Origin of the sequence: Nonomuraea sp. NPDC049646, from assembly GCF_044465525.1 — a bacterium.
Classification (GTDB): domain Bacteria; phylum Actinomycetota; class Actinomycetes; order Streptosporangiales; family Streptosporangiaceae; genus Nonomuraea.
Map to the genome: position 1 here is coordinate 59,206 of NZ_JBITLU010000017.1, position 26,720 is coordinate 85,925.

25 protein-coding genes are annotated in these 26,720 nt (G+C 71.5%); 17 read left to right on the forward strand and 8 right to left on the reverse strand.

Annotation, left to right across the window (positions count from 1 at the left end):
- The first annotated feature begins 162 nt into the window (after window positions 1–162).
- The 4 genes from ACIBQ8_RS39445 to ACIBQ8_RS39460 all read left to right on the forward strand — a co-directional run bounded on the left by ACIBQ8_RS39445 (window position 163) and on the right by ACIBQ8_RS39460 (window position 4,562).
- Window positions 163–1,602: an acetyl-CoA synthetase gene (locus ACIBQ8_RS39445; RefSeq protein WP_397179790.1), complete on the forward strand. Its 1,440-nt coding sequence runs from the start codon at window positions 163–165 to the stop codon at window positions 1,600–1,602.
- A 130-nt stretch (window positions 1,603–1,732) separates the two neighbouring features.
- The gene (locus ACIBQ8_RS39450) at window positions 1,733–2,611 is read left to right on the forward strand and encodes a hypothetical protein (protein WP_397179789.1); all 879 of its coding nucleotides are present in this window, start codon (window positions 1,733–1,735) and stop codon (window positions 2,609–2,611) included.
- A 51-nt stretch (window positions 2,612–2,662) separates the two neighbouring features.
- Complete coding sequence (locus ACIBQ8_RS39455; protein ID WP_397179788.1) at window positions 2,663–3,619, forward strand: zinc-binding dehydrogenase; 957 nt, start codon at window positions 2,663–2,665, stop codon at window positions 3,617–3,619.
- Between the two features lie 76 nt (window positions 3,620–3,695).
- Entirely contained in the window at window positions 3,696–4,562 is an 867-nt protein-coding gene (locus tag ACIBQ8_RS39460; protein WP_397179787.1) for an oxygenase MpaB family protein, read from the forward strand.
- An 18-nt stretch (window positions 4,563–4,580) separates the two neighbouring features.
- Here ACIBQ8_RS39460 and ACIBQ8_RS39465 read toward each other — a convergent pair whose 3' ends face one another.
- The 5 genes from ACIBQ8_RS39465 to ACIBQ8_RS39485 form a co-directional block, all read right to left on the reverse strand.
- A complete protein-coding gene (locus ACIBQ8_RS39465) occupies window positions 4,581–5,309 on the reverse strand; it encodes a helix-turn-helix transcriptional regulator (protein WP_397179786.1) in 729 nt (242 codons plus the stop codon).
- Window positions 5,306–6,109 carry a DUF4097 family beta strand repeat-containing protein gene (locus ACIBQ8_RS39470; RefSeq protein ID WP_397179785.1) on the reverse strand — a complete coding sequence of 268 codons (804 nt, stop codon included), beginning with the start codon at window positions 6,107–6,109 and terminating at the stop codon, window positions 5,306–5,308. The genes ACIBQ8_RS39465 and ACIBQ8_RS39470 overlap by 4 nt, the downstream gene beginning before the upstream one ends.
- A 99-nt stretch (window positions 6,110–6,208) precedes the next feature.
- A complete protein-coding gene (locus ACIBQ8_RS39475; protein ID WP_352323532.1) occupies window positions 6,209–6,388 on the reverse strand; it encodes a DUF6104 family protein in 180 nt (59 codons plus the stop codon).
- A 105-nt stretch (window positions 6,389–6,493) separates the two neighbouring features.
- Entirely contained in the window at window positions 6,494–10,132 is a 3,639-nt protein-coding gene (locus tag ACIBQ8_RS39480) for a multifunctional oxoglutarate decarboxylase/oxoglutarate dehydrogenase thiamine pyrophosphate-binding subunit/dihydrolipoyllysine-residue succinyltransferase subunit (RefSeq protein WP_397179784.1), read from the reverse strand.
- 204 nt (window positions 10,133–10,336) lie between these two features.
- Window positions 10,337–10,981, reverse strand: a complete 645-nt coding sequence (locus ACIBQ8_RS39485) for a B3/4 domain-containing protein (protein WP_397179783.1) — start codon at window positions 10,979–10,981, stop codon at window positions 10,337–10,339.
- A gap of 75 nt (window positions 10,982–11,056) precedes the next feature.
- Here ACIBQ8_RS39485 and ACIBQ8_RS39490 point away from each other — a divergent pair, with 75 nt between their 5' ends.
- Window positions 11,057–11,683, forward strand: coding sequence for a winged helix-turn-helix domain-containing protein (locus tag ACIBQ8_RS39490; RefSeq protein WP_397179782.1), 627 nt, complete (start codon window positions 11,057–11,059; stop codon window positions 11,681–11,683).
- Entirely contained in the window at window positions 11,680–12,969 is a 1,290-nt protein-coding gene (locus ACIBQ8_RS39495) for an MFS transporter (RefSeq protein ID WP_397179781.1), read from the forward strand. The genes ACIBQ8_RS39490 and ACIBQ8_RS39495 overlap by 4 nt, the downstream gene beginning before the upstream one ends.
- Here the strand turns inward: ACIBQ8_RS39495 and ACIBQ8_RS39500 are convergent.
- A complete protein-coding gene (locus tag ACIBQ8_RS39500; protein ID WP_397179780.1) occupies window positions 12,917–13,762 on the reverse strand; it encodes a glutathione S-transferase family protein in 846 nt (281 codons plus the stop codon). The two genes, ACIBQ8_RS39495 and ACIBQ8_RS39500, sit on opposite strands and share 53 nt — an antisense overlap.
- A gap of 46 nt (window positions 13,763–13,808) precedes the next feature.
- On the opposite strand from ACIBQ8_RS39500, the gene ACIBQ8_RS39505 reads away from it, so the two are divergent.
- From ACIBQ8_RS39505 to ACIBQ8_RS39540, 8 genes are all read left to right on the forward strand, one after another.
- The gene (locus tag ACIBQ8_RS39505) at window positions 13,809–14,867 is read left to right on the forward strand and encodes an MBL fold metallo-hydrolase (protein WP_397194595.1); all 1,059 of its coding nucleotides are present in this window, start codon (window positions 13,809–13,811) and stop codon (window positions 14,865–14,867) included.
- Between the two features lie 55 nt (window positions 14,868–14,922).
- Window positions 14,923–15,795 (forward strand): SDR family oxidoreductase, encoded by an 873-nt coding sequence (locus ACIBQ8_RS39510; RefSeq protein WP_397179778.1) that lies wholly within the window; start codon window positions 14,923–14,925, stop codon window positions 15,793–15,795.
- Window positions 15,796–15,973: 178 nt separating this feature from the next.
- Window positions 15,974–17,131 carry an ROK family transcriptional regulator gene (locus ACIBQ8_RS39515; RefSeq protein WP_397179777.1) on the forward strand — a complete coding sequence of 386 codons (1,158 nt, stop codon included), beginning with the start codon at window positions 15,974–15,976 and terminating at the stop codon, window positions 17,129–17,131.
- Between the two features lie 12 nt (window positions 17,132–17,143).
- Complete coding sequence (locus ACIBQ8_RS39520; RefSeq protein ID WP_397194596.1) at window positions 17,144–18,628, forward strand: sugar ABC transporter ATP-binding protein; 1,485 nt, start codon at window positions 17,144–17,146, stop codon at window positions 18,626–18,628.
- Complete coding sequence (locus ACIBQ8_RS39525; RefSeq protein ID WP_397179775.1) at window positions 18,628–19,635, forward strand: ABC transporter permease; 1,008 nt, start codon at window positions 18,628–18,630, stop codon at window positions 19,633–19,635. The genes ACIBQ8_RS39520 and ACIBQ8_RS39525 overlap by 1 nt, the downstream gene beginning before the upstream one ends.
- The gene (locus tag ACIBQ8_RS39530) at window positions 19,632–20,678 is read left to right on the forward strand and encodes an ABC transporter substrate-binding protein (protein ID WP_397179774.1); all 1,047 of its coding nucleotides are present in this window, start codon (window positions 19,632–19,634) and stop codon (window positions 20,676–20,678) included. The genes ACIBQ8_RS39525 and ACIBQ8_RS39530 overlap by 4 nt, the downstream gene beginning before the upstream one ends.
- Before the next feature lie 11 nt (window positions 20,679–20,689).
- Window positions 20,690–21,844, forward strand: a complete 1,155-nt coding sequence (locus ACIBQ8_RS39535) for a Gfo/Idh/MocA family protein (protein WP_397194597.1) — start codon at window positions 20,690–20,692, stop codon at window positions 21,842–21,844.
- The gene (locus ACIBQ8_RS39540) at window positions 21,841–22,845 is read left to right on the forward strand and encodes a sugar phosphate isomerase/epimerase family protein (protein ID WP_397179772.1); all 1,005 of its coding nucleotides are present in this window, start codon (window positions 21,841–21,843) and stop codon (window positions 22,843–22,845) included. The genes ACIBQ8_RS39535 and ACIBQ8_RS39540 overlap by 4 nt, the downstream gene beginning before the upstream one ends.
- A gap of 21 nt (window positions 22,846–22,866) precedes the next feature.
- Here ACIBQ8_RS39540 and ACIBQ8_RS39545 read toward each other — a convergent pair whose 3' ends face one another.
- Complete coding sequence (locus ACIBQ8_RS39545) at window positions 22,867–23,364, reverse strand: hypothetical protein (protein WP_397179771.1); 498 nt, start codon at window positions 23,362–23,364, stop codon at window positions 22,867–22,869.
- A gap of 98 nt (window positions 23,365–23,462) precedes the next feature.
- On the reverse strand, window positions 23,463–24,248 hold the full coding sequence (locus ACIBQ8_RS39550) for a helix-turn-helix transcriptional regulator (protein WP_397194598.1): 786 nt from the start codon (window positions 24,246–24,248) through the stop codon (window positions 23,463–23,465).
- A 118-nt stretch (window positions 24,249–24,366) separates the two neighbouring features.
- On the opposite strand from ACIBQ8_RS39550, the gene ACIBQ8_RS39555 reads away from it, so the two are divergent.
- The 3 genes from ACIBQ8_RS39555 (at window position 24,367) to ACIBQ8_RS39565 (ending at window position 26,679) form a co-directional block, all read left to right on the forward strand.
- Window positions 24,367–24,885 carry a DUF2231 domain-containing protein gene (locus ACIBQ8_RS39555; RefSeq protein ID WP_397194599.1) on the forward strand — a complete coding sequence of 173 codons (519 nt, stop codon included), beginning with the start codon at window positions 24,367–24,369 and terminating at the stop codon, window positions 24,883–24,885.
- Window positions 24,886–24,948: 63 nt separating this feature from the next.
- Entirely contained in the window at window positions 24,949–25,395 is a 447-nt protein-coding gene (locus ACIBQ8_RS39560) for a hypothetical protein (RefSeq protein ID WP_397179768.1), read from the forward strand.
- A gap of 60 nt (window positions 25,396–25,455) precedes the next feature.
- Window positions 25,456–26,679, forward strand: a complete 1,224-nt coding sequence (locus ACIBQ8_RS39565; protein WP_397179767.1) for an NAD(P)/FAD-dependent oxidoreductase — start codon at window positions 25,456–25,458, stop codon at window positions 26,677–26,679.
- Window positions 26,680–26,720 lie beyond the last annotated feature (41 nt).

Below are 26,720 nucleotides of genomic sequence, written 5' to 3' on the forward strand. Positions count from 1 at the left end.
GCCCCGGTTCCGTTTCGTTATGGAAATAGCGAAATTGCATGTATTCAAAAAGGGCATCCTCGCAGGTCAGAGCCGCGACGACGAGTCTGCAGCAACAGCGGTAACGCTGATTATCAAACGCCACTGCTTATCAACCGAATGTTGTTCTGGTTAGATGTCCGTATGGATCCACGCACCCCCTGTCTCATCGGCATCGCACAACGCACCGTCCGCGAACAGCCCGGCCCGGAACCGCTCGATCTGTGGGAGTCGGTCGCCCGCGAGGCGGCCGAGGACGCCAGGCTGCCCCCCGGACGGCTCGACTCGATCCAGATCGTGCACACCGACTCCTGGCAGTACGACTCGCCGACCGGGCGGCTGGCCGAGCGCCTGGGCGCCACGCCGAGCCACACCGCCTACTCCAAGGTCAGCGGCACGGCCCCGCAGCTCCTCATCGGCGCGGCCGCGGCCCGGATCGCGGCGGGCGACCTGGACTGCGCGCTGATCACCGGGGCCGAGGCGCTGGCCACCCGGCGGGCCTACCGGCGGGCGGGCGAGCACGTGCCGTGGAGCCACGCCGCCGATCCCAAGCCGCCCTACGGCTGGGAACGGCCCCCGCACCCCGCCGAGCTGGCTCATGAGCTGTTCCTGCCCGTGCACACGTACGCGATCATGGAGACCGCGCGCCGGGCGGCCGCCGGGATGACGGTCGAGGAGGAGATGCTCGACCGGGGCCGGATGATGGCGCCGATGACGGAGGTGGCCGCGGCCAACCCGCATGCGTGGCGGCGGGCCGTGCGCACGCCCGAGGAGCTGGTGAAGGGCAACCGGTTCGTCGGCTGGCCGTACACCAGGAACACCGTGGCGGTCATGGAGGTCGACCAGGCGGCGGCCGTCGTCCTGGCCTGCGCGGAGCTGGCCGACCGGCTGGGGGTGCCGCAGGAGCGGCGGGTCCACCTGCGCGGCTGGGCGTACGCCGAGGACACCTGGGAGGTGGCGGCGCGGCCCGCGCTCGGCTCGTCGCAGGCGATCGGGGCCGCCGCCGAGGCCGCCTTCCGGCGCGCCGGGCTCGCTCTCGCCGACATGGACGCCCTCGACCTGTACAGCTGCTTCGCCGTCGCGTTGCGGCAGGCGTGCGACGCGATCGGGCTCGACCCCTACGACCGGCGCGGCCTGACGGTCACCGGCGGCCTGCCGTACGCCGGCGGCCCGGCCAGCGACTACGTGCTGCACTCGACGGCCACGATGGCCGGGCTGCTGCGCGCGCAGCCGGGCCACGGGCTGGTGACCGGCGTGGGGATGCACCTGACGAAGCACACGTACGCGGTATGGTCCAGCGAGCCCGGCGGGCCGCCCGGGGACGCCGTCCCGGTGTTCACGGCGGCCGGGGTGCCCGTCGTGGGCTCGTACGCCGGGCCCGCCACCGTGGCCGGCTACACGGTCGCGCACGGCCCGGACGGCGAGCCGGACAAGGGCATCCTCGTCGTCGACCTGCCGTCCGGCGGGCGGGCGCACGCGCACGTGCTGGAGCCGGAGCTGCTGGCCGACGCCATGTCCCGGGAGCTCGTGGGGCAGCGGGTCGCCCTGGTCGCGGGCGACGGGCCCAACGTGGCCACCTGGTGATCCGGCCGAGGTTGTGAAGTTGTGACCTCGTGCGGCGACTTCGCCGGGTTCGAGGGCTTGCGCGGGCGGATGTCGCTCAATTGAACTGGGGGTGAAGGGCGCAACCCGCACTAACCCGGCGAGGCACGTCGTGTCCGACCAGTTCGACGTCATCGAGGCAGGGGGGCGCGGCCGCCGCCGGTGGATCGGGCTCGCGGTGGTGCTGGCTCTGCTGGTGGTCCCGGCCGTCAGCCTGCTGCTCAGCCGCGACCCGGGGCCGCAGCCGCCCGCGCCGTCCGCCACCACGCCCATCCGCTCCCTCACCAGGATCGAGAACGGCCCCAACGCCCTGCGCATCCCGGCCAGGACCAAGGGCCACGACGAGATCATCGACGTCGTCTTCCCCGACGGGCTGAAGGCCGAGGTGCGCTACCCGGCCGACCTCGACCTCAACGAGCTGGGGGTGCGGCCGTTCCAGGGCGCGTGGATCGACGGGCGGTTCCGGCAGTTCAGCGTGCCGTACAACGGGATCGCCGAGGTGACCGGCGGCGGCCGGCCGATCCGCAGCTACGGCCCCGGCGTCACCCTGTGGCCGCCCCAGCCCGGCGGGGGCAGCGGGCAGGTGCTGCTCTTCGCGTTCGGACGCTGGCGGGTGGCGATGCAGGACAGGGGCGAGGGGCTGACCTTCGACCAGCGCGCGGCCCTGGCGCGGGAGCTGCACGGGAAGGTGACCCGGGACGGCTACCTGGTGCTGTCGGGCGAGGGGTCGGTGCGGCTGGCCCGTCCGGGGGCCGTGACCCAGGAGGGGCCGGCCGGGCCGCAGCTCTGGTTCGGCGGGGGAGTGCGGGAGATGGTCGTGCTGGCGCCCACGCCCGACTGCGTCAGGAAGGCCCGGCTGCCGAAGGTGATCGAGGGGCGCGGGCGTCCGGGGGAGTGGACGTGCCGGGGGGACGTGGAGGTCGCCGTCGCCGGCTCCGACGAGTTCCGGCGCCGCGCCCTGGCGGGGATCCGGGTGACGGTCCGGCGGTGAGCGGCGGGGCGGTGTCGCGGGCGGCGGCGGGTCGGTTAGTAGGGTGCGGCCATGTTCGCCGTAACCGCCACACAGACCGATCCCGACAATCCGCTCGCCGGGCTGACGCTCGGTGAGCACCCCGACCCGAAGGCGCCCGACGGCTGGACGACCGTCTCGGTACGCGCCGCCGCCCTCAACCACCACGACCTGTGGACGCTCAAGGGCGTGGGCATCAGGCAGGACCGCCTGCCGATCGTGCTCGGCTGCGACGCCTCCGGCGTGGACGAGGACGGCAACGACGTCATCGTGCACGCCGTCATCGGCACGGGCGCGGACGAGACGCTCGACCCCAGGCGCTCGCTGCTGTCGGAGGTGCACGACGGGACGTTCGCCGAGCGGGTGGCCGTGCCGCGGCGCAACCTCGTGCCCAAGCCGGCCGCGCTCACCTTCGAGGAGGCCGCCTGCCTGCCGACGGCCTGGCTGACCGCGTACCGCATGCTGTTCGACAAGGCCGGGCTCGAACCGGGCTCGACCGTGCTGGTGCAGGGCGCCGGCGGCGGCGTCGCCACCGCGCTGATCGCGCTCGGCCGCGCGGGCGGTTTCCGGGTCTGGGCGACCAGCCGGTCGGAGGAAAAGCGCGAGCGGGCCCGCGAGCTGGGCGCCGACCAGGTCTTCGAGACGGGCGCGCGGCTGCCCGAGCGGGTGGACGCGGTCATGGAGACCGTCGGCCAGGCCACCTGGGATCATTCGCTCAAGTCGCTCAGGCCGGGCGGTCGCATCGTGGTCTCCGGAGCCACCAGCGGCGCGGTCCCGCCCGCCGACCTCAATCGCGTCTTCTTCCTGCAACTGTCCGTGGTCGGCACCACCATGGGCACCCGCGACCAGCTCCAGCGGCTGGCGGTGTTCCTGGAGCAGACCGGCGTGCGGCCGGTGATCGACCGCGCGCTGCCGATGACCGAGGCCCGGGACGGCTTCGCGGCCATGGCCGAGGGGGAGATCTTCGGAAAAATCGTCTTTACCAGCTGAATAAGTGAAGGGTTACTTGTCCGCCTTCCGGGTGATACAGGAAGAATGACGTCGTATCACCCTGGAGGCGTTCACCATGAACGTTGAGCCGTTCGGCCCGGGTTCGATGCACTGGGACACCGCGGGCGAATACCGCAACCTGCTCGTGGCCGGCAGCGCGCTGGTCCTCCAGACCATGCATCCGGCGGTCGGCGCGGCCGTGGCGGAGCACTCGACGTACAAGGACGACCCGTGGGGGCGGCTCAACCGCACGCTCGCCTCCGTCCAGAAGTGGGTCTACGGCGGTGAGGGCGGCCTGGCCGAGGGACGGCGGCTGCGCGAGCTGCACCGCTCCATCAGCGGCGTGGACGAGCACGGCCGCGCCTACCACGCCCTGAACGGCGAGGCGTGGGCCTGGGTGCACCTGTCGCTGTTCGAGCGGTTCATCACGCTCAACCGCTACTTCGGCACCCCGTACACCGAGGAGCAGCAGCGCCGCATGTACGCCGAGTCGCGGCAGCTCGGCGCGATCCTCCACGTGCCGGAGCGGGAGATGCCGGCGGACCTGGAGGCGTTCTGGCGCTACTTCGACACGATGATCGCCGACCGGCTGGAGCCGCACCCGACGGCGCTGGAGGTGCTCGCCGTCATGCGCGGCACGCCCGCCCCGCCCGGCCTGCCGAGGCCGCTGCGCCGCCTGTGGACGCCGGTGGGGCTGGGATCGGGGGAGTTCAACCACTTCGTCACCGTCGGCACCCTGCCGCCCGCCGCGCGCAGGAAGCTCGGCCTGCGCTGGACGGCCCGGGACGAGCGGCGGCTGCGGCACCTCGGGCACGCCGTGGCGATGCTGACCGCGCGCCTGCCCGAGCGCCTGCGCTACATGCCGGTCGCCTACCACGCCCGCAGAGCGGCCCGCGGCCACGCGCGCCCGCAACCCTCGCACCGCCCGCTGCGCTCGGCCTAGCGCCCGCTGGACGGCGGCTCAGCGCTGGAGGATGTCGCGGATGCGGGCGGAGGTCTCGTCGAGCACGGTGTGCAGCTCGTGCAGCTTCTGCGTGGTCAGGGCGGCGTCGGCGGCCTGCGTGCGGGCCTGGGCCACGAAGTCGGCCAGCAGCTCGCCCAGCTCGCTGTCGAGCTCGGTCCGGCGCACGGTGTCGCCGCCCAGCGTGGTCCAGATGTCGGACCAGATCCGGCGCCACTCGCCGGCCAGCCGGTCGCTCTCCACCTGCCACTGGTTGGCGTGCGCCATCCACTGCCGCTTCTGCTGCTCCTTGAGCCGTTTGAGCTCCTCGGCCCGCGCCTTGGCGTCGTCGCGGGCGCCGGTGCGCACGTCCTTGGCCATCCGGGTCAGCTCGTCGCGCAGCGACTTGACCGTGTCGCGGACGTCCTCCTTGACCTCGCGGGCGATGTCGCGCACGGAGGCGGAGATCTCCTGCTCCAGGTCGTCGAGCTCGTCGAGCCGGGCGTTGAGCTCCTCGCGGCCCTTGTCGGTGATGGAGAACACCTTCTTGCCCTCGATCACCTCGTGCGTGACCAGGCCCTCCTCCTCCAGGCGGGCCAGCCGGGGGTAGATCGTGCCGGGCGAGGGCGAGTAGACGCCGAGGAAGCGGTCCTGGAGCAGCCGGATGACCTCGTATCCGTGCCGCGGGCTCTCCTCCAGCAGCTTGAGCAGGTACAGCCGGAGCCGGCCGTGACCGAAGACAGGGCTCATTCCTTCTCTCCCTTGAGCAGCGCGACCTCGCCCGAGACGGTGTACGCCGACAGTGAGGCCATGCCGCCCCCCAGCCGTCCGGACAGAGTCTTGGAGCCGGGGCCGTTGTTCCCCGACAGCCCGCCGAACGTGGAGCTCAGCCTGCCGGAGGTGGACCTCATGCTGACGTCGGACTCGACGTTCTCCGGCACCCGCACCAGGATGGCACCCGAGACGCTGTTGAGCGTCACATGACTCGTCGGCCGGAGCGTCAGGTCGGCGGTGATGCGGCCGGACACCGTGCTGGCCTTGAGCCGGCGCGGGCTGCCGTCGGCGAGGGTCAGCTCGCCCGAGACGGTCTTCAGCGCCAGGTCGCCCTCCATGGCCCGGCTCTCGATCGAGCCGGAGACCGTGGTGGCGCTCACCTCGCCGCTCACGCCGTCGAGGACGACCTCGGAGGACACGCTCTTGACCCGGGTGGACCGCTCGAACCCGGCCAGCACCGTGGACGCCGAGACCACCTCCGTGTTCACCCGGCAGCCCCTGGGCACGGTGAGCGTGAGGTTGGTCCTGCGCTTGTCGCGCCGCAGCCAGCCGAGCAGCCCGTCCAGGGTCAGGCCCTCGTAGGTGACGACCAGCTCCTTGGTCAGCGGGTCGTAGCTGACCAGCAGCGGCGCGGCCGACTCGATCTCCGTCAGCTCCAGCGTGGGCGGGCCCTCGCTGGCCAGGACGGCCAGCCTGCCGGCGACGATCCGCACGTCAAGTGACTCAACCGGCCCGAACGTGAGCTGCTCGGGAGCGTCCAGCGTCCACTTCTCCATGAACGTATGCCTCCTTGACGAGTACGTCTCCTACGAGAACACGATATGTCGCGTTACTCGAAAACTCAAGATGTATCGCGTCTTGGCGGCGGAAACCCGTCAGTCGTCGTCCTCGTCGTCGAGGCGGGCCAGCCAGGTGGCCAGGCGCTCGATAGGGGTCTCGAACTCGGGGTTGAGATCGACGAACTCGCGCAGCCGCTCGCCCAGCCAGAGCACGCTGACCTCTTCCTCGCCGCGCCGATCGACCAGCTCCTCGATCCCTCGATCGGTGAAGTACATGGGTTGTCTCCTTCGTGCAGGCAGGGGCCTCACCCTGCCGGTCAACACAGGCCGGTCAACACAGAAGCCCCCGGCCGGACGGCCGGGGGCTCACTGGCGGCCTGCTCAGCCGAAGAGCTGGTGGAGGATCTCCTCCAGCTCGGTGTCGTGCGAGTTGTGCGAACCCGTCGCGGGCGAGCTGTTCGGGGTCCGCGAGACGCGGCGCAGCGACCGGCCGCCGAGCGTCTGCGGGTCTTCGGCCAGCTTCAGCGTCAGGTAGGGCCACGGGCCCATGTTCACCGGCTCGTCCTGGGCCCACACCAGCTCGGCCTGCTGCCCGTAGCGGGCCAGCTCGGCGGTGAGCTCCTCGGTGGGGAACGGGTAGAGCCGCTCAAGACGGACGATCGCGACGTCGTCACGGCCCGTCTTGTCGCGCTGCGCGGCCAGGTCGTAGTAGAGCTTGCCCGAGACCAGGACGACCCGGGTGACCTTGGCCGGATCGACCGTGGTGTCGCCGATGACCGGCTGGAAGGTGCCGGTGGTGAAGTCGGACGCCTTCGACGTGGCCGCCTTGTGCCGCAGCAGCGACTTGGGCGTGAAGACCACCATCGGCTTGTGCCGGTTGGACTCCACCTGCCAGCGCAGCAGGTGGAAGTAGTTGGCCGGCGTGGACGGCTGCGCGACCGTCATGTTGTCGAGCGCGCAGACCTGCAGGAACCGTTCGATCCTGGCCGAGGAGTGGTCGGGGCCCTGGCCCTCGTAGCCGTGCGGCAGCAGCAGCACGACGGAGGAGCGCTGGCCCCACTTCTGCTCACCGGACGAGATGAACTCGTCGATGATCGTCTGGGCGCCGTTGACGAAGTCGCCGAACTGCGCCTCCCAGGCCACCAGGGCGTCGGGACGCACGACGCTGTAGCCGTACTCGAAGCCGAGCGCCGCGAACTCGCTGAGCAGCGAGTCGTAGACGTAGAACTTCGTGGTGCCCTCGTTGAACTGCTTCAGCGGCGTGTGGTCGGCGCCGGTCATCCGGTCGACCAGCACCGCGTGCCGCTGGGTGAACGTGCCGCGCCGGGAGTCCTGGCCGACCAGGCGCACCGGGTGGCCGTCGATCAGCAGCGAGCCGAACGCCAGCGTCTCGCCCATCGCCCAGTCGATCGAGTCGGTCTCGACCATCTGGCCGCGGCGCTGCAGCACCGGCGCCAGGCGCGGGTGCGGCGTGAAGCCCTCGGGCAGGTTGAGCTGGGTGTCGACGATGCGCTTCAGCGTCTCGTCGCTGATCGCCGTCGGCGTGTCGGCGTGGGACCACTTGACGACCTCGGCCGGGGGCACCCGCATGGCGGCCGCCTCCTTGGGCTTCTTGGCCGCCTCGCGCGTCTCGGTGAACGCCTGCTCCAGCTTGGCCTGGTAGTCGCGCAGCGCCGACTCGGCCTCCTCGACCGTGATGTCGCCCCGGCCGATCAGCGCCTCGGTGTAGAGCTTGCGGGTGGAGCGCTTGGCGTCGATCAGGTCGTACATCAGCGGCTGGGTGAAGGCGGGGTTGTCGCCCTCGTTGTGGCCGCGGCGGCGGTAGCAGATGAGGTCGATGACGACGTCCTTGCGGAACGCCTGGCGGTATTCGTAGGCCAGCTGGCCCACGCGCACCACGGCCTCGGGGTCGTCGCCGTTGACGTGGAAGATCGGCGCCTGGATCATCCGCGCGACGTCGGTCGCGTAGACCGACGAGCGGGAGGAGGCCGGCGAGGTGGTGAAGCCCACCTGGTTGTTGACCACCACGTGCACGGTGCCGCCGGTGCGGTAGCCGCGCAGCTGCGACAGGTTGAGCGTCTCGGCCACCACGCCCTGGCCGGCGAAGGCCGCGTCGCCGTGGACGAGGACGGGAAGGACGGTGAAGCCCTCCTCGCCGCGCTCCAGGAGGTCCTGCTTGGCCCGGACGACGCCCTCCAGCACCGGGTCGACCGCCTCCAGGTGGGAGGGGTTGGCCACCACGGACGCCGTGATCGTCTTGCCGCTCGGGGCGGTGAACTCGCCGCTCGCGCCCAGGTGGTACTTGACGTCGCCGGAGCCGTGGGCGGTGCGCGGGTCGATGTTGCCCTCGAACTCGCCGAAGATCTGCGCGTAGGACTTGCCCACGATGTTGGCCAGCACGTTGAGCCGGCCGCGGTGGGCCATGCCGATGACGACCTCGTCGAGGCCCTCGTCGGCGGCGTCGCTGATCACCGAGTCGAGCAGCGGGATCAGGGACTCGCCGCCCTCCAGCGAGAAGCGCTTCTGGCCGACGAACTTCGTCTGCAGGAACGTCTCGAACGCCTCGGCGGTGTTGAGCCGGGACAGGATGTTGAGCTGCTCGTCGCGCTCGGGCGAGGCGTGCGGCTTCTCCACCCGCGCCTGGATCCAGGCCCGCTCCTCGGGGTTCTGGATGTGCATGTACTCGATGCCGACCGTGCGGCAGTAGGAGTCGCGCAGCACGCCCAGGATCTCGCGGAGCTTCATCAGCGGACGGCCGCCGAAACCGCCCGTGGCGAACTCGCGCTCGAGATCCCACAGGGTCAGCCCGTGGGACTGGATGTCGAGGTCGGGGTGCTTGCGCTGCTTGTACTCCAGCGGGTCGGTCTCGGCCATCAGGTGGCCGCGCACGCGGTAGGCGTGGATCAGCTCGATGACCCGGGCCGACTTGGCCACGTCGTCGTCGTGCGAGGCCGAGATGTCCTGGACCCAGCGCACCGGCTCGTACGGGATGCGCAGGGCCTCGAAGATCTCGTCGTAGAAGCCGTCCTCGCCGAGCAGCAACCGGTGGATCTGGCGCAGGAAGTCGCCCGACTGGGCGCCCTGGATGATCCGGTGGTCGTAGGTGCTGGTCAGCGTCATGACCTTGGAGACGGCCAGGCGCGACAGCGTGTCGGGCGAGGCGCCCTGGTACTCGGCCGGGTATTCCATCGCGCCGACGCCGATGATCGTGCCCTGGCCGGGCATCAGACGCGGGACGGAGTGGACGGTGCCGATCGTGCCGGGGTTGGTCAGCGAGATCGTGGTGCCGGAGAAGTCGTCGACGCCCAGCTTGCCCGCACGGGCCTTGCGGACGACCTCTTCGTAGGCCACCCAGAACTGGCGGAAGTCCATCTCCTCGGCGCCCTTGATCGAGGGCACGAGGAGCTGGCGCTCACCGTTGCTCTTCTGGACGTCGATCGCCAGGCCGAACCCGACGTGCTCGGGCTTGACCAGCGTGGGCTTGCCGTCGATCTCCGTGTAGGAGTAGTTCATCTCCGGCATCGCCTTCAGCGCCTTGACGATCGCGAAGCCGATCAGGTGGGTGAAGGAGATCTTGCCGCCACGCCCCCGCTTGAGGTGATTGTTGATCACGATGCGGTTGTCGATGAGCAGCTTGGCCGGGATGGCCCGCACGCTGGTCGCCGTGGGGACCGTCAGGGACAGGTCCATGTTGGCGGCGGTGCGCGCGGCGGCGCCGCGCAGCTTCACCTCCTCGGCGCCCTTGGGCACCGGGGTGGCCGGCTGCTTCGGCTTCTCGGCTGCCGGAGGCGCCTTCGGGGGCGCCTTGGGAGGTGCGGGCGCGGTCGCAGTGCCGTTCGCCGCCTCCCTGACCGGGGTCCGGCCCGGTCCGTAATCAGGGTTGTAGTCAGCGAAGAAGTTCCACCAGGCCTTGTCGACAGACTCTGGATCTTGAAGGTACTTCTGGTACAGCTCGTCGACAAGCCACTCGTTCTGACCAAAGCTTGCCAGCGGGTTTGTCCGCGACGACTCAGACGACACGGCGGAAATCGCCCTCTTCCGCAGATCGGCGTTGATGTTAGAGAACCTGTCCAAGGCTACTCGCCCGGACCGGCAGCGCGCGCCGAAGAGCACGCGCCGCCTCGAACGATCCTCTCAGGACACGCCGAAGAGGTCACGCCCGCCTAGTCAATCCAGGGAGAGCCGCCATTGTTACTGTTTGGTATCAACGTATGGCCGGCAGGTTTATTTCCCTCCGGGCACGATTCTGCTGGTGATCCGCACCCCGGGTGACAGCTCCTCCAGCAGGCCCGCCAGCTCCTTGCCGGCCTGCCGGAGCTCCTCCATCGACATGGGCTCCAGCCGTTCGAGGAGGAAGATCGCGTTGGTCGTCTCCTCGGTGAGCCGGGTGCGCGCCACCTGACGCCAGTTCCACCGGCGGCAGGTCACGCCGGCGTCGTCGCGCCAGATCACCTCGCCGGGCTCGGGCTGCCCGAGCGCCTCCTCCGAGTGCTCGTCGCCGCTCGCCCGCACCAGCCGCGCCGGGCCCTGGTAGCGGTCGAGGTCCTCGCCGCCGATGGGCAGCGCGTGCTTGACGCTGATCGTGTTGTACGCGTCGACCACCCGGTTGATCTCCGGCAGCGGCATGCGCCGGGTCAGGGCGTCGACCGAGGGCCTGGTGCGCTGCGGCTTGGCACCGAAGGCGCGGTAGGCGTCCTTCCAGGCGTCGATCTTGTCGCTCTGCACCTCGGCCGCCGACGCCTCGGCCAGCCAGGCGCGGGTGCGGTCGTCGGTGGGGCCGTTCCGCAGGCCGTGGGCCAGCATGACCAGCACGGCGAAGTCGGGGCGCAGGGCGAGGACGGCGTCGTCCACGCGGATGTCGTCGAGCATCCGCCCAGTTTAGAAGGTCGGGGAGTTCGCAAAAATCCCTTTGCAAAAAAGGCTTTGCGGTCTACGCTCGTGCTCATGGAGGAGCAGTACAGGATCAGTGACCCGCAGGTGCTCAAAGTGGTCGCCCACCCCTTGCGGGTGCGGCTGCTCGGGCTGTTGCGCAGCGACGGCCCGGCCACCGCCAGCGAGCTGGGCCGCAAGGTCGGCGAGAGCTCCGGCTCGACCAGCTACCACCTGCGCGAGCTGTTCAAGTACGGATTCATCGAGGAGGACCCCGACCGGCGCGACGGCCGCGAGCGCCGCTGGCGGGCCCGCCACCGCTACACCTCCTGGGACAACCAGGAGCTGTCCGGCACCCCCGAGGGGCGGGAGGCGGTCCGGATCATGCGCATGCGCCAGGTCGAGGTGCTCGCCCGCGTCAACCAGGACTACGACGAGCGCGAGTGGTCCCCCGAGTGGGTGCGGGCGGCCGGGCTGAGCGACGACGTCGTCGAGCTGCCCGCGGCCGGGCTGAGGGAGTTCAACGACCGGGCCATGGAGCTGCTGCGCGACCTCGCCGCCCGCTACTCAGGCGACCCCGACGCCCGCCAGGTCAACATCTGGATGGGCGGCTTCCCCCGCGACGGTTCTCCCGCCGACGGTTCTCCCAGCGATGGTTCTCCCGCCGACGGCTTTCCCAGCGACAAGGAGCAGGACCGATGACCGCTCGTTCCGCGTTACGGCGCTACATGCTCGTCAGCTTCCTGACCTGGCTGCCCCTGGGCCTGATGGCCGCCGTCATGGTGCTGCTGATGACCGACAGAGGGCTCAGCCTGACCCAGATCGGCCTGGCGGTGACCGTGTTCTCGGTCGTCACCGTCAGCCTGGAGCTGCCCACGGGCGGCCTGGCCGACGTCATCGGACGGCGGATGGTGCTGGCCGCCTCGGCGGTGTTCACCGCGGCGGCGCTCGCGCTGATGAGCGTCTCGACGACGTTCGGGATGTTCCTCGTCACCTGCGTGATCAAGGGCGTGGCCAGGGCGCTGTCCAGCGGCCCTGCCACCTCCTGGTACGTCGACACCCTGCACGAGCTCGAAGGCGAGGACGCCGACCTCAAGCCGGGCCTGGCGCGCGGCGGCGCGCTGGAGTCGGTGGCCATGTGCGCCGGGGTGCTGGTCGGCGGCGCCGTGCCGCTGCTGGTGCCGCCTGGGACGATCACGCCGCTGGCCGTGCCGCCGCTGCTGGGGGCCGTCGCGGCCGTCGTCCTGCTGGTCGTGGTGGTGTTCGCGCTGCCCGAGCCGGCCCACGCGCGGCGGAGGCTGGGGAGCGTGCTGCGCGAGGTGCCCTCGACGGTGGTCGGCGGGATCCGGCTGGCCGCGGGGGGAGCGGTGCTGCGCCGCCTGATGCTCGCCGCCGCCGCGTCCGGCGTGCTGCTGATGACGATCGAGCTGCTGACCCCCGGCCGCCTGGCCGAGCTGGCCGGCACCTCCGAGCGCGGCAGCCTGGCCTACGCCGTCGTGGCGGCCCTGGGATACGCCGCCAGCGCCACGGGCAGCGCGATCGCGCCCCGCGTGGCGCGCCTGGCGGGCGGCTCGGCCCGCGGCGCGGCCATGGGCGCGGTGCTCTGCGCGCTGTCGGTCGGCTCGCTGGCCGCCACCGCCGGGCTGGACGGCGTGCCCGGCCTGGTGACGGCCGGGCTGGCCTACCTCGTGATGTTCGCCGGGCTGTCGGTGACCGGGCTGCTCTGCCTGGAGATGCAGCACAACGCGGTCTCCGCCGCCGAGCGCACCACGGTCACCTCGACGTCCTCGCTCTCGCTCCAGGCGGGCGGGGTGCTGGCCAACTCCACGCTCGGCGTCCTGGCCGCGCAGGCGGGCGCGTCGGCCGCCTGGTGGGTGGCCTCGGCGGTGGTGCTGGCCTCGGCGCTGCTGTTCGCCGCGATGCCGAGGCCGGGGGTCACAGGCTCCAGTCGAGTTCCGGTCCTACCGGAACGATCCTGCTCGGGTTGATGTTCGTCTGGGTCATGTAGTAGTGGCGTCTGATGTGGTCGAAGTCCGTGGTGTCGCGGAAGGCGGGGATCGCGTAGAGCCTGCGGGTGTACGCCCACAACGCCGGATAGTCGGTCAGCCGCCTGATCGAGCACTTGAAGTGGCCGTGGTAGACCGTGTCGAACCTGACCAGCGTGGTGAACAGCCGCACGTCGCTGTCGGTGAGCGTGCCGAACAGGAACTCCGACTCCGCCAGGCGCACCTCCAGCAGGTCGAGCGTGGTGAACACGCGGGCGACCGCCTCCTCGTACGCCTGCTGCCCGCGGGCGAAGCCGGCCTCGTAGACCGCGTTGTTGAGGCCGTGGTAGAGGCGGTCGTTCATGATGTCGATGTCCGGGCGCAGGCGTTCGGGGTACAGGTCGGGCGCGGTGCCCCACGACGTCTCCAGATCGAGGGTGATCTGCGGGAAGTCGTTGGTGACGAGGCGTTCTTCCTGGATGTCCCAGATGCACGGCACGGTGTAGCGGCCCGTGTAGCCCGGTTCGGTCGCGTGGTAGAGCTCCGACAGGTACGGCGGGTCGCCGTCGGGGATCCGCCAGCCCTTCTCGTCGCGGATGGGGTCGACGATCGTGACGTCCAGCAGGTCCTCCAGGCGGAGCAGGGCGCGGACGATCAGCACGCGCTGTGCCCACGGGCAGGCGTAGGAGGCGTAGAGCCGGTAGCGGCCGGGCTCGGGCGGCCCGAGCCGTTCGGTGAAGCGGTTCGGCTGCCGGACGAAGCGGCCATCGTCTGAGATCTCGCGGCTCAGCTTCATGACCCCTAGTAGAACATGATTCGGGACCAGAACTATATTCGGGGCCATGGCTAAGTTCGTGGTGACTCCTTCCAGCGTGGCGCAGCGTGAGGCATGGATGAGCGGGGCGGTTCCCGCCGTCGAGCGGGTCCGGCCGGGGCTGTGGTCGATCCCGGTGCCCATCCCGGTCAACCCGCTGCGGTACGTGCTGGTCTACGCCCTCGAACTGCCCGGCGGCGTGGCCATCGTGGACGCCGGATGGAACACCGACGAGGCCTACGACGCCCTCGCCGCCGGGCTGGCCGTGGCCGGGTACGGGATCGCCGACGTCAGGGCCGTCCTGGTCACCCACCTGCACCCCGACCACTACGGCCTGGCCGGACGCGTCCGCGAGGCGTCGGGCGCCTGGATCGGGCTGCACCCGGCCGACGCGAAGCTCGTGCGCGAGCGGTACGACGACGACGCCATCGACTCGCTCGTCCAGCGGGAGCGGGCCCTGCTCCGCCGCTCCGGCGTGCCCGACCTGAGCCTGGACGAGCTGGCCGGGGCCTCCATGATGATCAGGCACATGGTCACGATGGCCCGTCCCGACCGGCTGATCGAGGACGGCGAGGACCTCGGCCTGCCCGGCTGGGACCTGCGGGCCGTCTGGACCCCCGGCCACACGCCCGGCCACCTGTGCTTCGTCTCGCCGGAGCGCAGGCTGCTGCTGTCCGGCGACCACGTGCTGGCGAAGATCACGCCGATCGTGGCCGTGCACCCCCAGTCGGGCCCCGACCCGCTGGCCGACTACCTCGGCTCGCTGGCCGCCGTCCGCGAGCTGGAGGTGGACGAGGTGCTGCCCGGCCACGAGTACCGCTTCCTGGAGCTGGCCGCACGCGTCGACCACGTGCTGGCCCACCACGACGAGCGGTTGTCCGAGATCGAACGGGTCGTCGGCGAGGACGACGGCGTGACCTGCTGGGACGTCGCCACCCGGCTGAGCTGGTCGCGGCCCTGGGAGACGATCCCGCCGTTCATGCGCCGGGCGGCCAACAACGAGACGCTGGCCCACCTGGTATGGCTGGCCGGACGGGGCAGGGTGCGCAGGGAGGAGGGCGAGCCCGAGCTCTGGAGACGCGCCTGAGCCGGTCGGTTATCGTACTCCTACCAGAATGTTGTTCTCTTGCTCTGGAGGTTCGATGCTTCGGTTCGATGACAGGGTCGCGATCATCACGGGCGCCGGGCACGGCCTCGGCAGGGCGCACGCGCTCCTGCTCGCCGAGCGGGGCGCCAAGGTCGTGGTCAACGACCTCGGCGGCGCGCTCGACGGCACCGGCGCCTCCACCGGCCCCGCCGCCGAGGTGGTCGAGCTCATCACCAAGAACGGCGGCCAGGCCGTCGCCAACACCGACAACGTCGCCACCCCCGAGGGCGCGAGGGCGCTCGTGCAGACCGCCGTCGACGCGTTCGGCCGGGTCGACGTCGTCGTCAACAACGCGGGCATCCTGCGCGACAGGTCGTTCGGGAAGATGACCGTCGAGGACTTCGACAGCGTGCTGGCCGTGCACGTGCGCGGGTCGTACCTGGTCAGCCAGGCGGCCTACCCGCTGATGAAGGAGGCCGGGTACGGCCGCATCGTCAACACCTCCAGCCCGGCCGGCCTGTTCGGCAACTTCGGCCAGGCCAACTACTCCACCGCCAAGATGGGCCTGGTCGGGCTGACCAAGACGCTGGCCATCGAGGGCGCGCGCAACGGCATCAAGGCCAACGCCATCGCCCCCGTCGCCTGGACCAGGATGACCGAGGCGCTGCTGCCGGCCGAGTTCGAGGCCAAGTTCACGGCCGAGCGGGTGAGCGCGCTGGTGGCCTACCTCGTGCACGACTCGTGCGAGTCGAGCGGGGAGGTCTTCACCGTCGGCGGCGGGCGGGTGGCCCGGGTGTTCGTGGCCGAGGGGCCCGGCTGGAAGGCCGACGACCTCACCCCCGAGGCGATCGCCGACAACTGGGGCTCGGTGATGGCCGAGCAGCCGTACGTGCTGACGGCCGGCGACTCGATGAAGGCCATGCTCTAGCGCCGGAGCCTGCCGGAAGCCGGTCATCGCCTGCAAGGGCGGTGGCCGGCTTCCGTGCGTTCGGGAGGGTTCTGGCGAACGTCGCAAGCCAGGCTTTGTTCGATCTTCGGCATAAGTCCGCGAGGTTCGGTCGATTCAGACTCTTGATTTGCCGCATGAGTGATCTTATTGTTCCCGCATGACCCCCCAACCGGGCTCGGCTGCCGACGTCCTGACGCTCATCAGCGCCGGATCGGCGACCACCCGTTCCGATCTCGCGCGCCTCACCGGACTGGCCAGATCCACGATCTCCCAGCGGGTCGACGCGCTCATCGAGCGCGGCCTGGTCGAGGAGAGCGAGAGCGGCGAGTCCACCGGCGGCCGCCCCCCGCGCCAGCTCCGCCTGCACACCGAGGAGCACGCCTTCGCCGGTGTCGACCTCGGCGCCACCCACTGCCGGGTCGCGCTCATGGACCTGACCGGCGGCCTGCTGGCCGAGTGCGAAGACCCGCTGGAGATCGGCGAGGGCCCCGACAAGGTGCTCGCCCACGTCGACCAGCGGCTCGACCGGCTGCTCGGCGAGGCCGGACGGCCCCGCGCCGCGCTGCGCGCCATCGGCATCGGCGTGCCCGGCCCGGTGGAGTTCGCCACCGGCCGCCCCAACAACCCGCCGATCATGCCCGGCTGGAACGACTACCCCGTCCCCGAATACTTCGACGGCATCCAGGTGCTCGTCGACAACGACGTCAACGTCATGGCGCTCGGCGAGCACCGCAACGCCTTCGCCGGCACCAGCCACCTGCTGTTCGTCAAGGTCGGCACCGGCATCGGCTGCGGCATCGTGGCCGACGGCAAGCTCCACAGAGGAGCCCAGGGCTCGGCCGGCGACATCGGGCACATCCGCGTCAGCGGCCACGACGACGCCGGCTGCCGCTGCGGCAACAGCGCCTGCCTGGAGGCCGTGGCCGGCGGCGCCGCCATCGCCCGCCGGCTCGCCGAGCTCGGGCTGGCCGCCGAGACCGGCGCCGACGTCGTCGCGCTCGTCCAGGCCGGCAACACCCAGGCGCTGCGGCTGGTCAGGGAGGCCGGCCGGCTCATCGGCGAGGTGCTGGCCGGCCTGGTCAACTTCTTCAACCCCGAGGTCATCGTCATCGGCGGCGCGCTGTCCCGCGTCCACGAGCACCTGCTGGCCGGCATCAGGGAGACCATCTACCGCCGGTCGCTGCCGCTGGCCACTCACCACCTGTCCATCACCCCGAGCCGCACCGGGATCAACGCCGCCGCTCTCGGCGCGGGCCTGCTCGCCATCGAGCACTACCTGTCACCGGACAACATCAACCGCATCGTCAACGCCTGAAGGGGACCCCCGATGCTGGTCATGAAGGGCATCGTCAAGCAGTTCCCCGGCGTGCGCGCGCTCGACGGGGTCGATCTCGACGTACGGGCGGGCGAGGTCCACTGCCTGCTCGGCCAGAACGGCGCCGGCAAATCCACCCTGATCAAGGTGCTGGCCGGCGTCCACCAGCCCGACGAGGGCACGATCGTCTTCAACGACGCGCCCGTCCGGCCCGCCAGCCCCATCGACGCCATCCGGCTCGGCTTCGCCACCATCTACCAGGAACTCGACCTGGTCGACGGCCTCAGCGTCGCCGAGAACATCTTCCTCGGCCACGAGCACGCCCGCTTCGGGTTCGTCAACCGCCAGGCCGGCCGCCGGGCCGCCCGCGAGGTGCTGGATCGCCTCGGCCACGGCGAGATCCGCCCCTCCACCGAGGTCGGACGGCTCTCACCGGCCGCCAAACAGGTCGTCTCGATGGCCCGCGCCCTCTCCCACGACGCCCGCCTGATCATCATGGACGAGCCGTCGGCCGCCCTGGCCCACGACGAGGTCGCCAACCTGTTCCGCATCATCCGCGAGCTCACCGCCCAGGGCGTGGCCGTCGTCTACATCTCCCACCGGCTGGAGGAGATCCGCGAGATCGGCGACCGCGTCACCGTGCTCAAGGACGGCCGCACCGTCGCCGTCGGCCTGCCCGCCCGCGACACCCCCACCGCCCAGATCGTCTCCCTCATGACCGGCCGCAACGTCGAGTACGTCTTCCCGCCCCGCCCCACCCGGCCGCCCGGCGAGGAGGTGCTGCGCGTGGAGAACCTGACCGCGCCCGGCCTCTTCGCCGACGTCTCCTTCTCCGTGCGCGCCGGCGAGATCGTCGGACTGGCCGGGCTCGTCGGCAGCGGACGCTCCGAGATCCTGGAAGCCGTCTACGGAGCCCGGCCCGCCTCCGGCCGCGTCACCCTCGCCGGCCGCCCCGCCCGCCGCCGCGTGACCGGCGCCGTCCGGCAGGGCATGGGCCTGGCCCCCGAGGAGCGCAAGGCCCAGGCCCTGCTGCTCGACCAGAGCGTCACCGCCAACATCACGCTCGGCACACTGCCGCAGTTCGCCAGGTTCGGCTGGATCGACCGCGGCCGCGAACGGGCCGAGGCCGCCCGCCTGGCCGAGCTCCTCGACATCCGCCCGCCCGACCCCGAACGCCCGATCAGGACCCTGTCGGGCGGCAACCAGCAGAAGGCCGTGCTCGCCCGCTGGCTGCTCGGCGGACGCAGACTGCTGCTGCTCGACGAGCCCACCCGCGGCGTCGACGTCGGCGCCCGCGCCGAGCTGTACGCCGTCATCCGCGACCTGGCCGACCAGGGCCTCGGCGTGCTCCTGGTCTCCAGCGAGGTGCCCGAGGTGCTCGGGCTGGCCGACCGGGTGCTCGTGCTGCGCGAGGGCGCCGTCATCCACGAGGGCCAGGCGGCCGGCCTGGACGAGCACCGCGTACTGGACATGATCATGGATGGGAGGGCCGCGTGATGAGCGACCCCATAGAGGCGCCCGAACGACCCGCCGCCGGGCTCGCCCGGCCGAGACCGTCCCTGCTGAACGGGGTCGCCGAGATCCGCCACCTCGGCCTGCTGGGCGCGCTGGCGCTGCTCGTGGTCGTCGGCCTGGTCACCCGGTTCGACAACTTCGCCACCACCTCCAACCTGGTCAGCATCCTGGCCCTGGCCGCCACCATCGGCGTGATCACCGTCGGGGCCACCTTCGTGATCATCGGCGGCGGCATCGACCTGTCCGTCGGCGCCGTCATGGCCCTCGCCTCGGTCTGGGCCACCACGCTGGCCACCCAGTCGTACGGGCCGGTGGTGATGGCCGTCTGCGCGATCCTCGTCGGCACCGGGGCCGGGCTGGTCAACGGCCTGCTGATCGCCTACGGGCGGATGGTGCCGTTCATCGCCACCCTGGCCATGCTGGTGGCCGCCCGCGGCCTGGCCCAGCGCATGTCCGACAGGAAGACGCAGCTCATCCACGTCGAGAGCATCGTGCAGCTGTCCACCACGCGGCTGCTCGGCATCCCGCTGCTGGTCTACGTGTTCGCCCTGGTCGTGGTGCTGGGGTGGATCGTGCTCAACCGCACCACGTTCGGCCGCCGCACGTACGCGGTCGGGGGCAACCCCGAGGCGGCCAGGCTGGCCGGCATCGACGTACGCAGGCACACGATGCTCCTGTACGCCCTGTCCGGCTTCTGCTGCGGCGTCGCCGCGATCCTCATCATGGCCCGTACGACGACAGGCTCGTCCACCCACGGCGACCTGTACGAGCTCGACGCCATCGCCGCCGTCATCATCGGCGGCACCCTGCTCACCGGAGGCCGGGGCACGATCATCGGCTCGATCCTGGGCCTGCTGATCTTCACCCTCATCACGAACCTGTTCATCCTCAACGGGCTCAACACCAGCGACCAGCTGATCGCCAAGGGCCTGATCATCGTCGTCGCCGTCCTTCTCCAGCGGCGGAACCTGAAAGCGAGAGCAACATGAGTGAGAACGTCGCGCGCAGGGGATTCCTCGTCGGCGGGGCAGTGCTGTTAGCGGCGGGTTGCACCAGCAACGAGCCGGCGGCCGCTCCCTCGTCGGCGGCGCCCGCGCCCGCCCCCGCCGCGAGCGGCAACGACGAACCCGGCCAGAAGGTGACGATCGGCTTCTCCGCGCCGGCCGCCGACCACGGCTGGATCGCGGCCATCGCCAAGAACGCCGAGAGCGCGGCCAAGCAGTACGGCGACGTCGACTTCAAGGCCGTCGAGCCGACCAACGACATCAACCAGCAGATCTCCGCCGTCGAGTCGCTGATCGCGGCCAAGGTGAACGCCCTGGTCATCCTGCCGAACGACGGCCAGCAGCTCAACCAGGTCGCGCTGCAGGCGACGCAGGCGGGCATCCCGGTCATCAACCTCGACCGGGTGTTCCCCGACAAGCTGGCCTACCGGACGTGGATCGGCGGCGACAACTACGGCATGGGCGTCGCGGCCGGGCACTACATCGGCAAGCAGCTCAAGGACAAGGGCGTCGCGAACCCGGTGATCGTGGAGATCCAGGGCATCGCCACGCTGCCGCTGACCCAGGACCGCAGCAAGGGCTTCGCCGACGCGCTGAAGACGTACGGGTTCAGCGTCACGGCCAAGCAGGACGCCAAGTTCACCGTCGAGACCGGCAACCAGGTGGCGACCTCGCTGCTGCAGGCGCACAAGAAGATCGACGCCCTGTGGAACCACGACGACGACCAGGGCGTCGGCGTGCTGGCCGCCATCAAGGAGGCCAACCGCGACGAGTTCGTCATGGTGGGCGGCGCGGGCTCGCTGAACGCCATGAAGGAGATCCAGGCCGGCACGTCGGTGCTCAAGGCCACCGTCACCTACAGCCCGACGATGGCCTCCTCGGCCGTCAGGCTCGCCAGGTTGATCGCGCAGGGCAAGGGCATGAGTGACCTCGTGGAGAATCAGGTTCCCCAGTCGATCACCCTCGCGTCGGAGACGATCACCAAGGAGAACGTCGACAAGTATCTGGCGCTCGGATTCGAATCCTGATCGGGGGTTGCATGTCAGACAAGACCACCATCGGCGTGGGCATGATCGGCTACGCGTTCATGGGCCGCGTCCACTCCCAGGCCTGGCGGAGCGTCGGCGCGTTCTTCGACCTGCCGCTCGCGCCGCGCATGGCGGTGCTGGCGGGCCGGTCGAAGGAGCAGACCGCCGCCGCGGCGGCCCGGCTCGGCTGGGCCGACGTCGAGACGGACTGGCGGGAGCTCGTCCGGCGGGACGACGTGCAGATCATCGACATCTGCACGCCGGGCGACTCGCATGCCGAGATCGCGATCGCCGCGCTGCGCGCCGGCAAGCACGTGATCTGTGAGAAACCGCTGGCCAACACCGTCGCCGAGGCCGAGGCCATGGTCGCGGCGGCGGCCGCGGCGCCGGGCAGGAGCATGGTGGCCTTCAACTACCGGCGGGTCCCCGCGGTGGCCCTGGCCCGCCGGTACGTCGAGGAGGGCAGGCTCGGCGAGATCCGGCACGTACGCGCCCAGTACCTCCAGGACTGGATCGTGGATCCGGAGTTCCCGCTGGTGTGGCGGTTGCAGAAGGACAAGGCGGGCGCGGGGGCGCTCGGCGACATCGGCTCGCACATCGTGGACGCCGCCGAGTTCGTCACCGGCCAGCGCGTGGCAGGCGTGTCGGGGCTGACGGAGACGTTCGTCAAGGAGCGTCCGCTGGCGGGCGAGTCGGCGGGGCTGGCGGCCTCCCGCGCCGAGGAGCGGGGGGCGGTCACGGTCGACGACGCCGCGCTGTTCATCGGCCGGATGTCGGGCGGCGCGCTGGCCTCCTTCGAGGCCACCAGGTTCGCGACCGGGCGCAAGAACGCGATGCGCATCGAGGTCAACGGGCAGCTCGGCAGCCTGGCGTTCGACTTCGAGTCGATGAACGAGCTGTGGTTCAGCCAGGGCGGGGGCGGGTTCGAGCGGATCCTGGTGACCGAGCCGGACCATCCCTACGTGGGGGCGTGGTGGCCGCCGGGGCACGGGCTCGGCTACGAGCACACCTTCACCCACGAGATCAAGGACTTCCTGGAGGCCGTAGCGGCCGGCACCGACCCTTCGCCGTCGTTCGCCGACGGGCTGCGGGTGCAGCGCGTGCTGGCGGCGGTGGAGGCGAGCGCGGCCGACGGCGGCAGGTACACCCCTGTGGAGGACTCATGAGACCAGTAACGCTGTTCACCGGGCAGTGGGCGGACCTGCCGTTCGAGGAGGTGTGCAGGCTGGCGGCCGAATGGGGCTACGACGGCCTGGAGATCGCCTGCTCGGGTGACCACTTCGACGTGGCGCAGGCGGTGGCGGACCCGTCGTACGTGGAGCACAAGCGCGCCCAGCTCGACAAGCACGGCCTGAAGGTGTGGACGATCTCCAACCACCTCGTCGGCCAGGCCGTCTGCGACCATCCGATCGACGAGCGGCACAAGGCGATCCTGCCGGCGCGCATCTGGGGCTCGGGCGACCCGGAGTCGGTGCGGCGGGCCGCGGCCGAGGACATGAAGGACACCGCGCGGGCGGCGGCGGCGCTCGGCGTGGACACGGTGGTGGGGTTCACCGGGTCGTCGATCTGGCACACCGTGGCCATGTTCCCGCCGGTGCCGGCGTCGATGGTGGAGGCCGGCTACCAGGACTTCGCCGACCGCTGGAACCCGATCCTCGACGTGTTCGACGAGGTGGGGGTGCGTTTCGCGCACGAGATCCACCCGAGCGAGATCGCCTACGACTACTACACGACGCAGCGGACGCTGGAGGCGATCGGGCATCGTCCGGCGTTCGGGCTGAACTGGGACCCCTCGCACATGGTGTGGCAGGACCTCGACCCGGTGGCGTTCATCCTCGACTTCAAGGACCGGATCTACCACGTCGACTGCAAGGACACCCGGGTCCGGATCGGCGACGGGCGCAAGGGGCGGCTGTCGTCGCACCTGCCCTGGGCGGACATGCGCCGGGGCTGGGACTTCGTCTCCACCGGGCGCGGCGACGTGCCGTGGGAGGACTGCTTCCGGGCGCTCAACTCGATCGGGTACGACGGGCCGATCTCGATCGAGTGGGAGGACGCGGGGATGGACCGGCTGGACGGCGCCCGGGAGGCGCTGGGGTACATCCGGCGGCTGAACTCCATCACGCCGCCCGCCACGGCCTTCGACGCGGCCTTCTCCACCACGTAGGGACCACGTAGGGCCTGCGGGTCACGGACCGGGCGACCGCGCGTCCGGCCCGTGCCGGACGTCCGGGGCGGGCCGGCGGGCGGTCATCAGCCCGACGATCATGATCAGCCCGCAGACGAGGAACGGCCAGCCGTACGGCCGTCGTGGCGCCCAGCCGTCGAAGGTGGTCGCCACCCCCACCAGGGTGACGGCGGCCGCCGCGAGCCACCCGAGCGCCCGCCCGGCCGCGCGGGCGCGCAGCCACGCCAGCAGGATCGCCAGGACGATCCCCGGCCAGGCCATGAGGACCAGGTCCCAGGCATGGGCGGGCCCCGGCGCGTGGGCGCGCAGCGCGCCGTTCAGCGGGCCGGCGGCGAGGTAGAGCGGGAAGGCCATGACGGCCATGGCCAGGTCGCCGTACAGGCCGTCGCCGAGGCGGCCGTCCTGGGTCAGCCAGGTCAGCGTCAGCACCGCGGCCCCGTACGCGCCCGGCGCGAGCGCCGCTGACAGTCCCTGGACCCTGGCGATGGCTGCGATCATCGGACGCCTTCCCCTGCCACGTCACCGCTCCGGCGATCCCACGGTAGGGCCCCCGGCGGGCCGCGGCCGGGCGCATGGGAAACCCTTGCCGCAACCGGTCAGGACGCTGGGGGAGCGGGTGGCGGGCCGTCCCCGTCCTTGGCGCACGCCGGCGCGTCCGCCTCCGCGCCGCCGGTGGCGCTGTCGGGGCTCTGCCGGACGCCCAGCTCGACGCAGCAGTGGCCCGGCCGCGGGATCAGGGTGGCCTGGACGGCCGGGGCGTCCAGGCCGTCGAGGAAGCCGGCCAGGAACGCGTGGTTGATGCCGCAGACCAGCTCGGGAGCCTTGGCGGCCAGGGGGTGGAAGGGGCAGTTGCGCAGCCGGACCAGGGTCGGGGTGTCGCGGCTGGGCTCGAAACCGTGGCGTTCCAGGACCTGCTGGGCGCAGGTCAGGGCGCGCTCGGGGCCGAGCCGGGCGCCGCGCAGCCCGCCGCGCTCGGTGTGGCCGAGGTCGTGGCCGCGCTCGCGGGCCAGGCGGCGGGCGGCCTGACCGGCGCTCTCGCCGGGCGTCTCGGCCAGCACGGCGTCGAGCAGGATGTCGGCCAGCAGGACGGGTTCGCGCTGGGGGATGCTGACCTGGACGTCGAGGTCGGAGGGTTCGTACACCTTGGGGGCGCGGCCGACGCGGCGCAGCCCGCCCGGCTGTTCGTAGCGGGTGGCGAGGAGCCCGGCGTCCACCAGTTTGTCCAGGTGGAAGGCGGCGAGCTTGCGGGAGATCCCGACGCTCTGGGCCGCCTCGTCGCGGGTGACGGGCCGCCCGGCGCGGCGGATGAACTCGTACATGCTGCGGCGCAGGTCGTCGCTGAGCGCGGCGACCGCCGCGAGGCTCGTGGAGTCGGACGTCACGCATCCACCTTAACGCCTAGAAAACTTGTGAATCATCTGAAGCCATGCCTTTGTGCTGGGGAGGTTGACGCCGCCGCCGAATATGTCCAAGACTTGTTGGTGAAATAGGAGGTGGGTCATGGACGAGCTGACCGGCCGGGCCAAGCGGCCGGTGACGGCGCTGGCCGGCCCGTACGGGCATCCGGCGCACCCGATCCTGGTCACGGTGCCGATCGGGGCATGGGTGGCCAGCCTGGTCTTCGACGTCGCCTCGCACGTGGTGTCGCCGGGCGGCTTCCTGGCCCAGGGGTCGGTCTGGCTGATCGCCCTCGGCGTCCTCGGCGCGCTGGCCGCCGCCTGCGTCGGGTTCCTTGACCTGTTCGCCATCCCGCCCCGCACGCCCGCCTTCCGCACCGGCCTGGTGCACATGGCGCTCAACCTGGCGGTCACCGCCGGGTACGCGGCCGGGTTCGCCTGGCGGCTGGGCGGCGGCCCGCCGGGGCCCGTGCCGGTGGGGCAGATCGCGCTGTCGGCGGCGTGCCTGGCCGTGCTCGCGGTGTCGGGCTACCTGGGCGGCAAGCTCGCCTTCCGGTACGGCGTCCGGGTCGCCGGCGAGGAGACCCAGGCCGAGGGGTTCACCACCGGCCCGCCACGGTGAGGTGCCGCCTTCGGACACCCGTCCTCTGACATACGAACGGCTCATCTGGAAAGAAGGAAGATCGTGGAGATCGCGGCACTGATCACCTGGCTCGTCACCGCCGCCGGCGGCTTCTACATGCTCGGCACCTGGATCGCCCGCGGCGGCGTGGCCCAGCAGAAGGCCGGCGAGTCCCGGCTGCCCGCCCCGGTGCTCTTCGGGCACTTCCTGCTCGCCGCGGCGGGCCTGGTCGTGTGGATCATCTACCTGTTCGCCGACGCCCGCGGGCTGGCCTGGCTCGCGTTCGGGCTGCTCGTGCCGGTCGCGCTGCTCGGGTTCGTCATGCTGGCGCGGTGGATCCCCGTCCACCGGGCGCGCGTCGCCCGGCTCGGCTCCGGCCCGGCGGCGCCCGGCTCGCCGGTTCCGGCCGAACGGCACTTCCCCGTCGCGGTCGTGGCGGGGCACGGGCTGTTCGCGGTCGTGACCGTCGTCCTGGTGCTGCTCACCGCGCTCGGCGTGGGCGGGAGCTGACGTGCGCCGCGATCACCACACCCTTCGCCCAGGAACAGGACAGGAAGAGGAGATCCGACCATGCCTGCACCCGCGACCATCGTGATCGCCGGCGGCGGCCTCGCCGCCGCCAAGGCCGCAGAGGCCCTGCGCGGCGAGGGCTTCGACGGCCGGCTCGTGCTGGTCGGCAGGGAGACGCACCTGCCGTACGAGCGGCCGCCGCTGTCCAAGGACTACCTCCAGGGCGCCGGCGAACGCGACAAGATCTTCGTCCACGACCGTTCCTGGTACGCCGAGCACGACGTCGAGCTGCGGCTGGGCGTCGAGGTCACCGGCATCGACCCGGCCGGCCACCGGGTCGCCCTGAGCGACGGCGGGCAGCTCGGCTACGACCGGCTGCTGCTGGCCACCGGCTCCCGGCCGCGCCGTCCGGACATCCCCGGGGCCGACCGGCCCGACGTGCTGTACCTGCGCACCGTCGACGACAGCGAACGCCTGCGCGCCACCCTGGCCGGCGCGGGCCGCGTCGCGATCCTCGGGGCCGGCTGGATCGGCCTGGAGGTGGCCGCCGCCGCCCGCGCCGCGGGGGCCGAGGTCACCGTGATCGAGACGGCGTCCGCGCCGCTGCTGCGCGTGCTGGGGCCGCACGTCGCCGGGGTGTTCACCGCGCTGCACCGCGAGCACGGCGTGCGCTTCCTCTTCGACGCCCGCCCCGCCGAGATCACCGACGCCGGGGTGCTGCTCGACGACGGGTCCCGCGTCGAGGCGGACGTCGTCGTGGCCGGCGTCGGGGCCGAACCGGACACCGACCTGGCGCGGGCCGCCGGGCTGACCGTCGAGGACGGCGTCAAGGTCGGGGCCGACCTGCGCACCTCCGACCCCGACATCTTCGCGGCCGGCGACGTCGCCAACGCCTACCACCCGCTGCTGGGCCACCACGTCCGGGTCGAGCACTGGGCGAACGCGCTCAACCAGCCCGCCACCGCCGCCCGCGCGATGCTCGGCCGGGACGGCGACTACGACAACCTGCCCTACTTCTTTACCGACCAGTACGACCTGGGCATGGAGTACGTCGGCCACGTCCCGCCCGGCCGCACGCCCGACGTCGTGGTCCGCGGCGACCTGGAGGCCCGCGAGTTCATCGCCTTCTGGCTGGACGAGCAGGACAGGGTGCTGGCCGCGATGAACGTCAACGTCTGGGACGTCACCGACCACACCCAGGCCCTCATCCGGTCGCGCAGGCCCGTGGACCGGACCCGGCTCGCCGACCCCGGCACCCCTCTCGACCGGCTCCTGCCCTCCTGAGGCGAAGGCCGCGGCACGGGACGGCCCGTCCCGTGCCGCAC

Coding starts and splice junctions, on each gene's coding strand:
- ACIBQ8_RS39455 (WP_397179788.1), top strand. CDS start 2,663: ATGTTCGCCGTAACCGCCACACAGACCGATCCCGACAATCCGCTCGCC.
- ACIBQ8_RS39535 (WP_397194597.1), top strand. CDS start 20,690: ATGTCAGACAAGACCACCATCGGCGTGGGCATGATCGGCTACGCGTTC.
- ACIBQ8_RS39555 (WP_397194599.1), top strand. CDS start 24,367: ATGGACGAGCTGACCGGCCGGGCCAAGCGGCCGGTGACGGCGCTGGCC.
- ACIBQ8_RS39565 (WP_397179767.1), top strand. CDS start 25,456: ATGCCTGCACCCGCGACCATCGTGATCGCCGGCGGCGGCCTCGCCGCC.
- ACIBQ8_RS39505 (WP_397194595.1), top strand. CDS start 13,809: ATGGCTAAGTTCGTGGTGACTCCTTCCAGCGTGGCGCAGCGTGAGGCA.
- ACIBQ8_RS39485 (WP_397179783.1), bottom strand. CDS start 10,981: ATGCTCGACGACATCCGCGTGGACGACGCCGTCCTCGCCCTGCGCCCC.
- ACIBQ8_RS39490 (WP_397179782.1), top strand. CDS start 11,057: ATGGAGGAGCAGTACAGGATCAGTGACCCGCAGGTGCTCAAAGTGGTC.
- ACIBQ8_RS39445 (WP_397179790.1), top strand. CDS start 163: ATGGATCCACGCACCCCCTGTCTCATCGGCATCGCACAACGCACCGTC.
- ACIBQ8_RS39545 (WP_397179771.1), bottom strand. CDS start 23,364: ATGATCGCAGCCATCGCCAGGGTCCAGGGACTGTCAGCGGCGCTCGCG.
- ACIBQ8_RS39520 (WP_397194596.1), top strand. CDS start 17,144: ATGCTGGTCATGAAGGGCATCGTCAAGCAGTTCCCCGGCGTGCGCGCG.
- ACIBQ8_RS39530 (WP_397179774.1), top strand. CDS start 19,632: ATGAGTGAGAACGTCGCGCGCAGGGGATTCCTCGTCGGCGGGGCAGTG.
- ACIBQ8_RS39460 (WP_397179787.1), top strand. CDS start 3,696: ATGAACGTTGAGCCGTTCGGCCCGGGTTCGATGCACTGGGACACCGCG.
- ACIBQ8_RS39510 (WP_397179778.1), top strand. CDS start 14,923: ATGCTTCGGTTCGATGACAGGGTCGCGATCATCACGGGCGCCGGGCAC.
- ACIBQ8_RS39470 (WP_397179785.1), bottom strand. CDS start 6,109: ATGGAGAAGTGGACGCTGGACGCTCCCGAGCAGCTCACGTTCGGGCCG.
- ACIBQ8_RS39465 (WP_397179786.1), bottom strand. CDS start 5,309: ATGAGCCCTGTCTTCGGTCACGGCCGGCTCCGGCTGTACCTGCTCAAG.
- ACIBQ8_RS39515 (WP_397179777.1), top strand. CDS start 15,974: ATGACCCCCCAACCGGGCTCGGCTGCCGACGTCCTGACGCTCATCAGC.
- ACIBQ8_RS39525 (WP_397179775.1), top strand. CDS start 18,628: ATGAGCGACCCCATAGAGGCGCCCGAACGACCCGCCGCCGGGCTCGCC.
- ACIBQ8_RS39500 (WP_397179780.1), bottom strand. CDS start 13,762: ATGAAGCTGAGCCGCGAGATCTCAGACGATGGCCGCTTCGTCCGGCAG.
- ACIBQ8_RS39540 (WP_397179772.1), top strand. CDS start 21,841: ATGAGACCAGTAACGCTGTTCACCGGGCAGTGGGCGGACCTGCCGTTC.
- ACIBQ8_RS39495 (WP_397179781.1), top strand. CDS start 11,680: ATGACCGCTCGTTCCGCGTTACGGCGCTACATGCTCGTCAGCTTCCTG.
- ACIBQ8_RS39475 (WP_352323532.1), bottom strand. CDS start 6,388: ATGTACTTCACCGATCGAGGGATCGAGGAGCTGGTCGATCGGCGCGGC.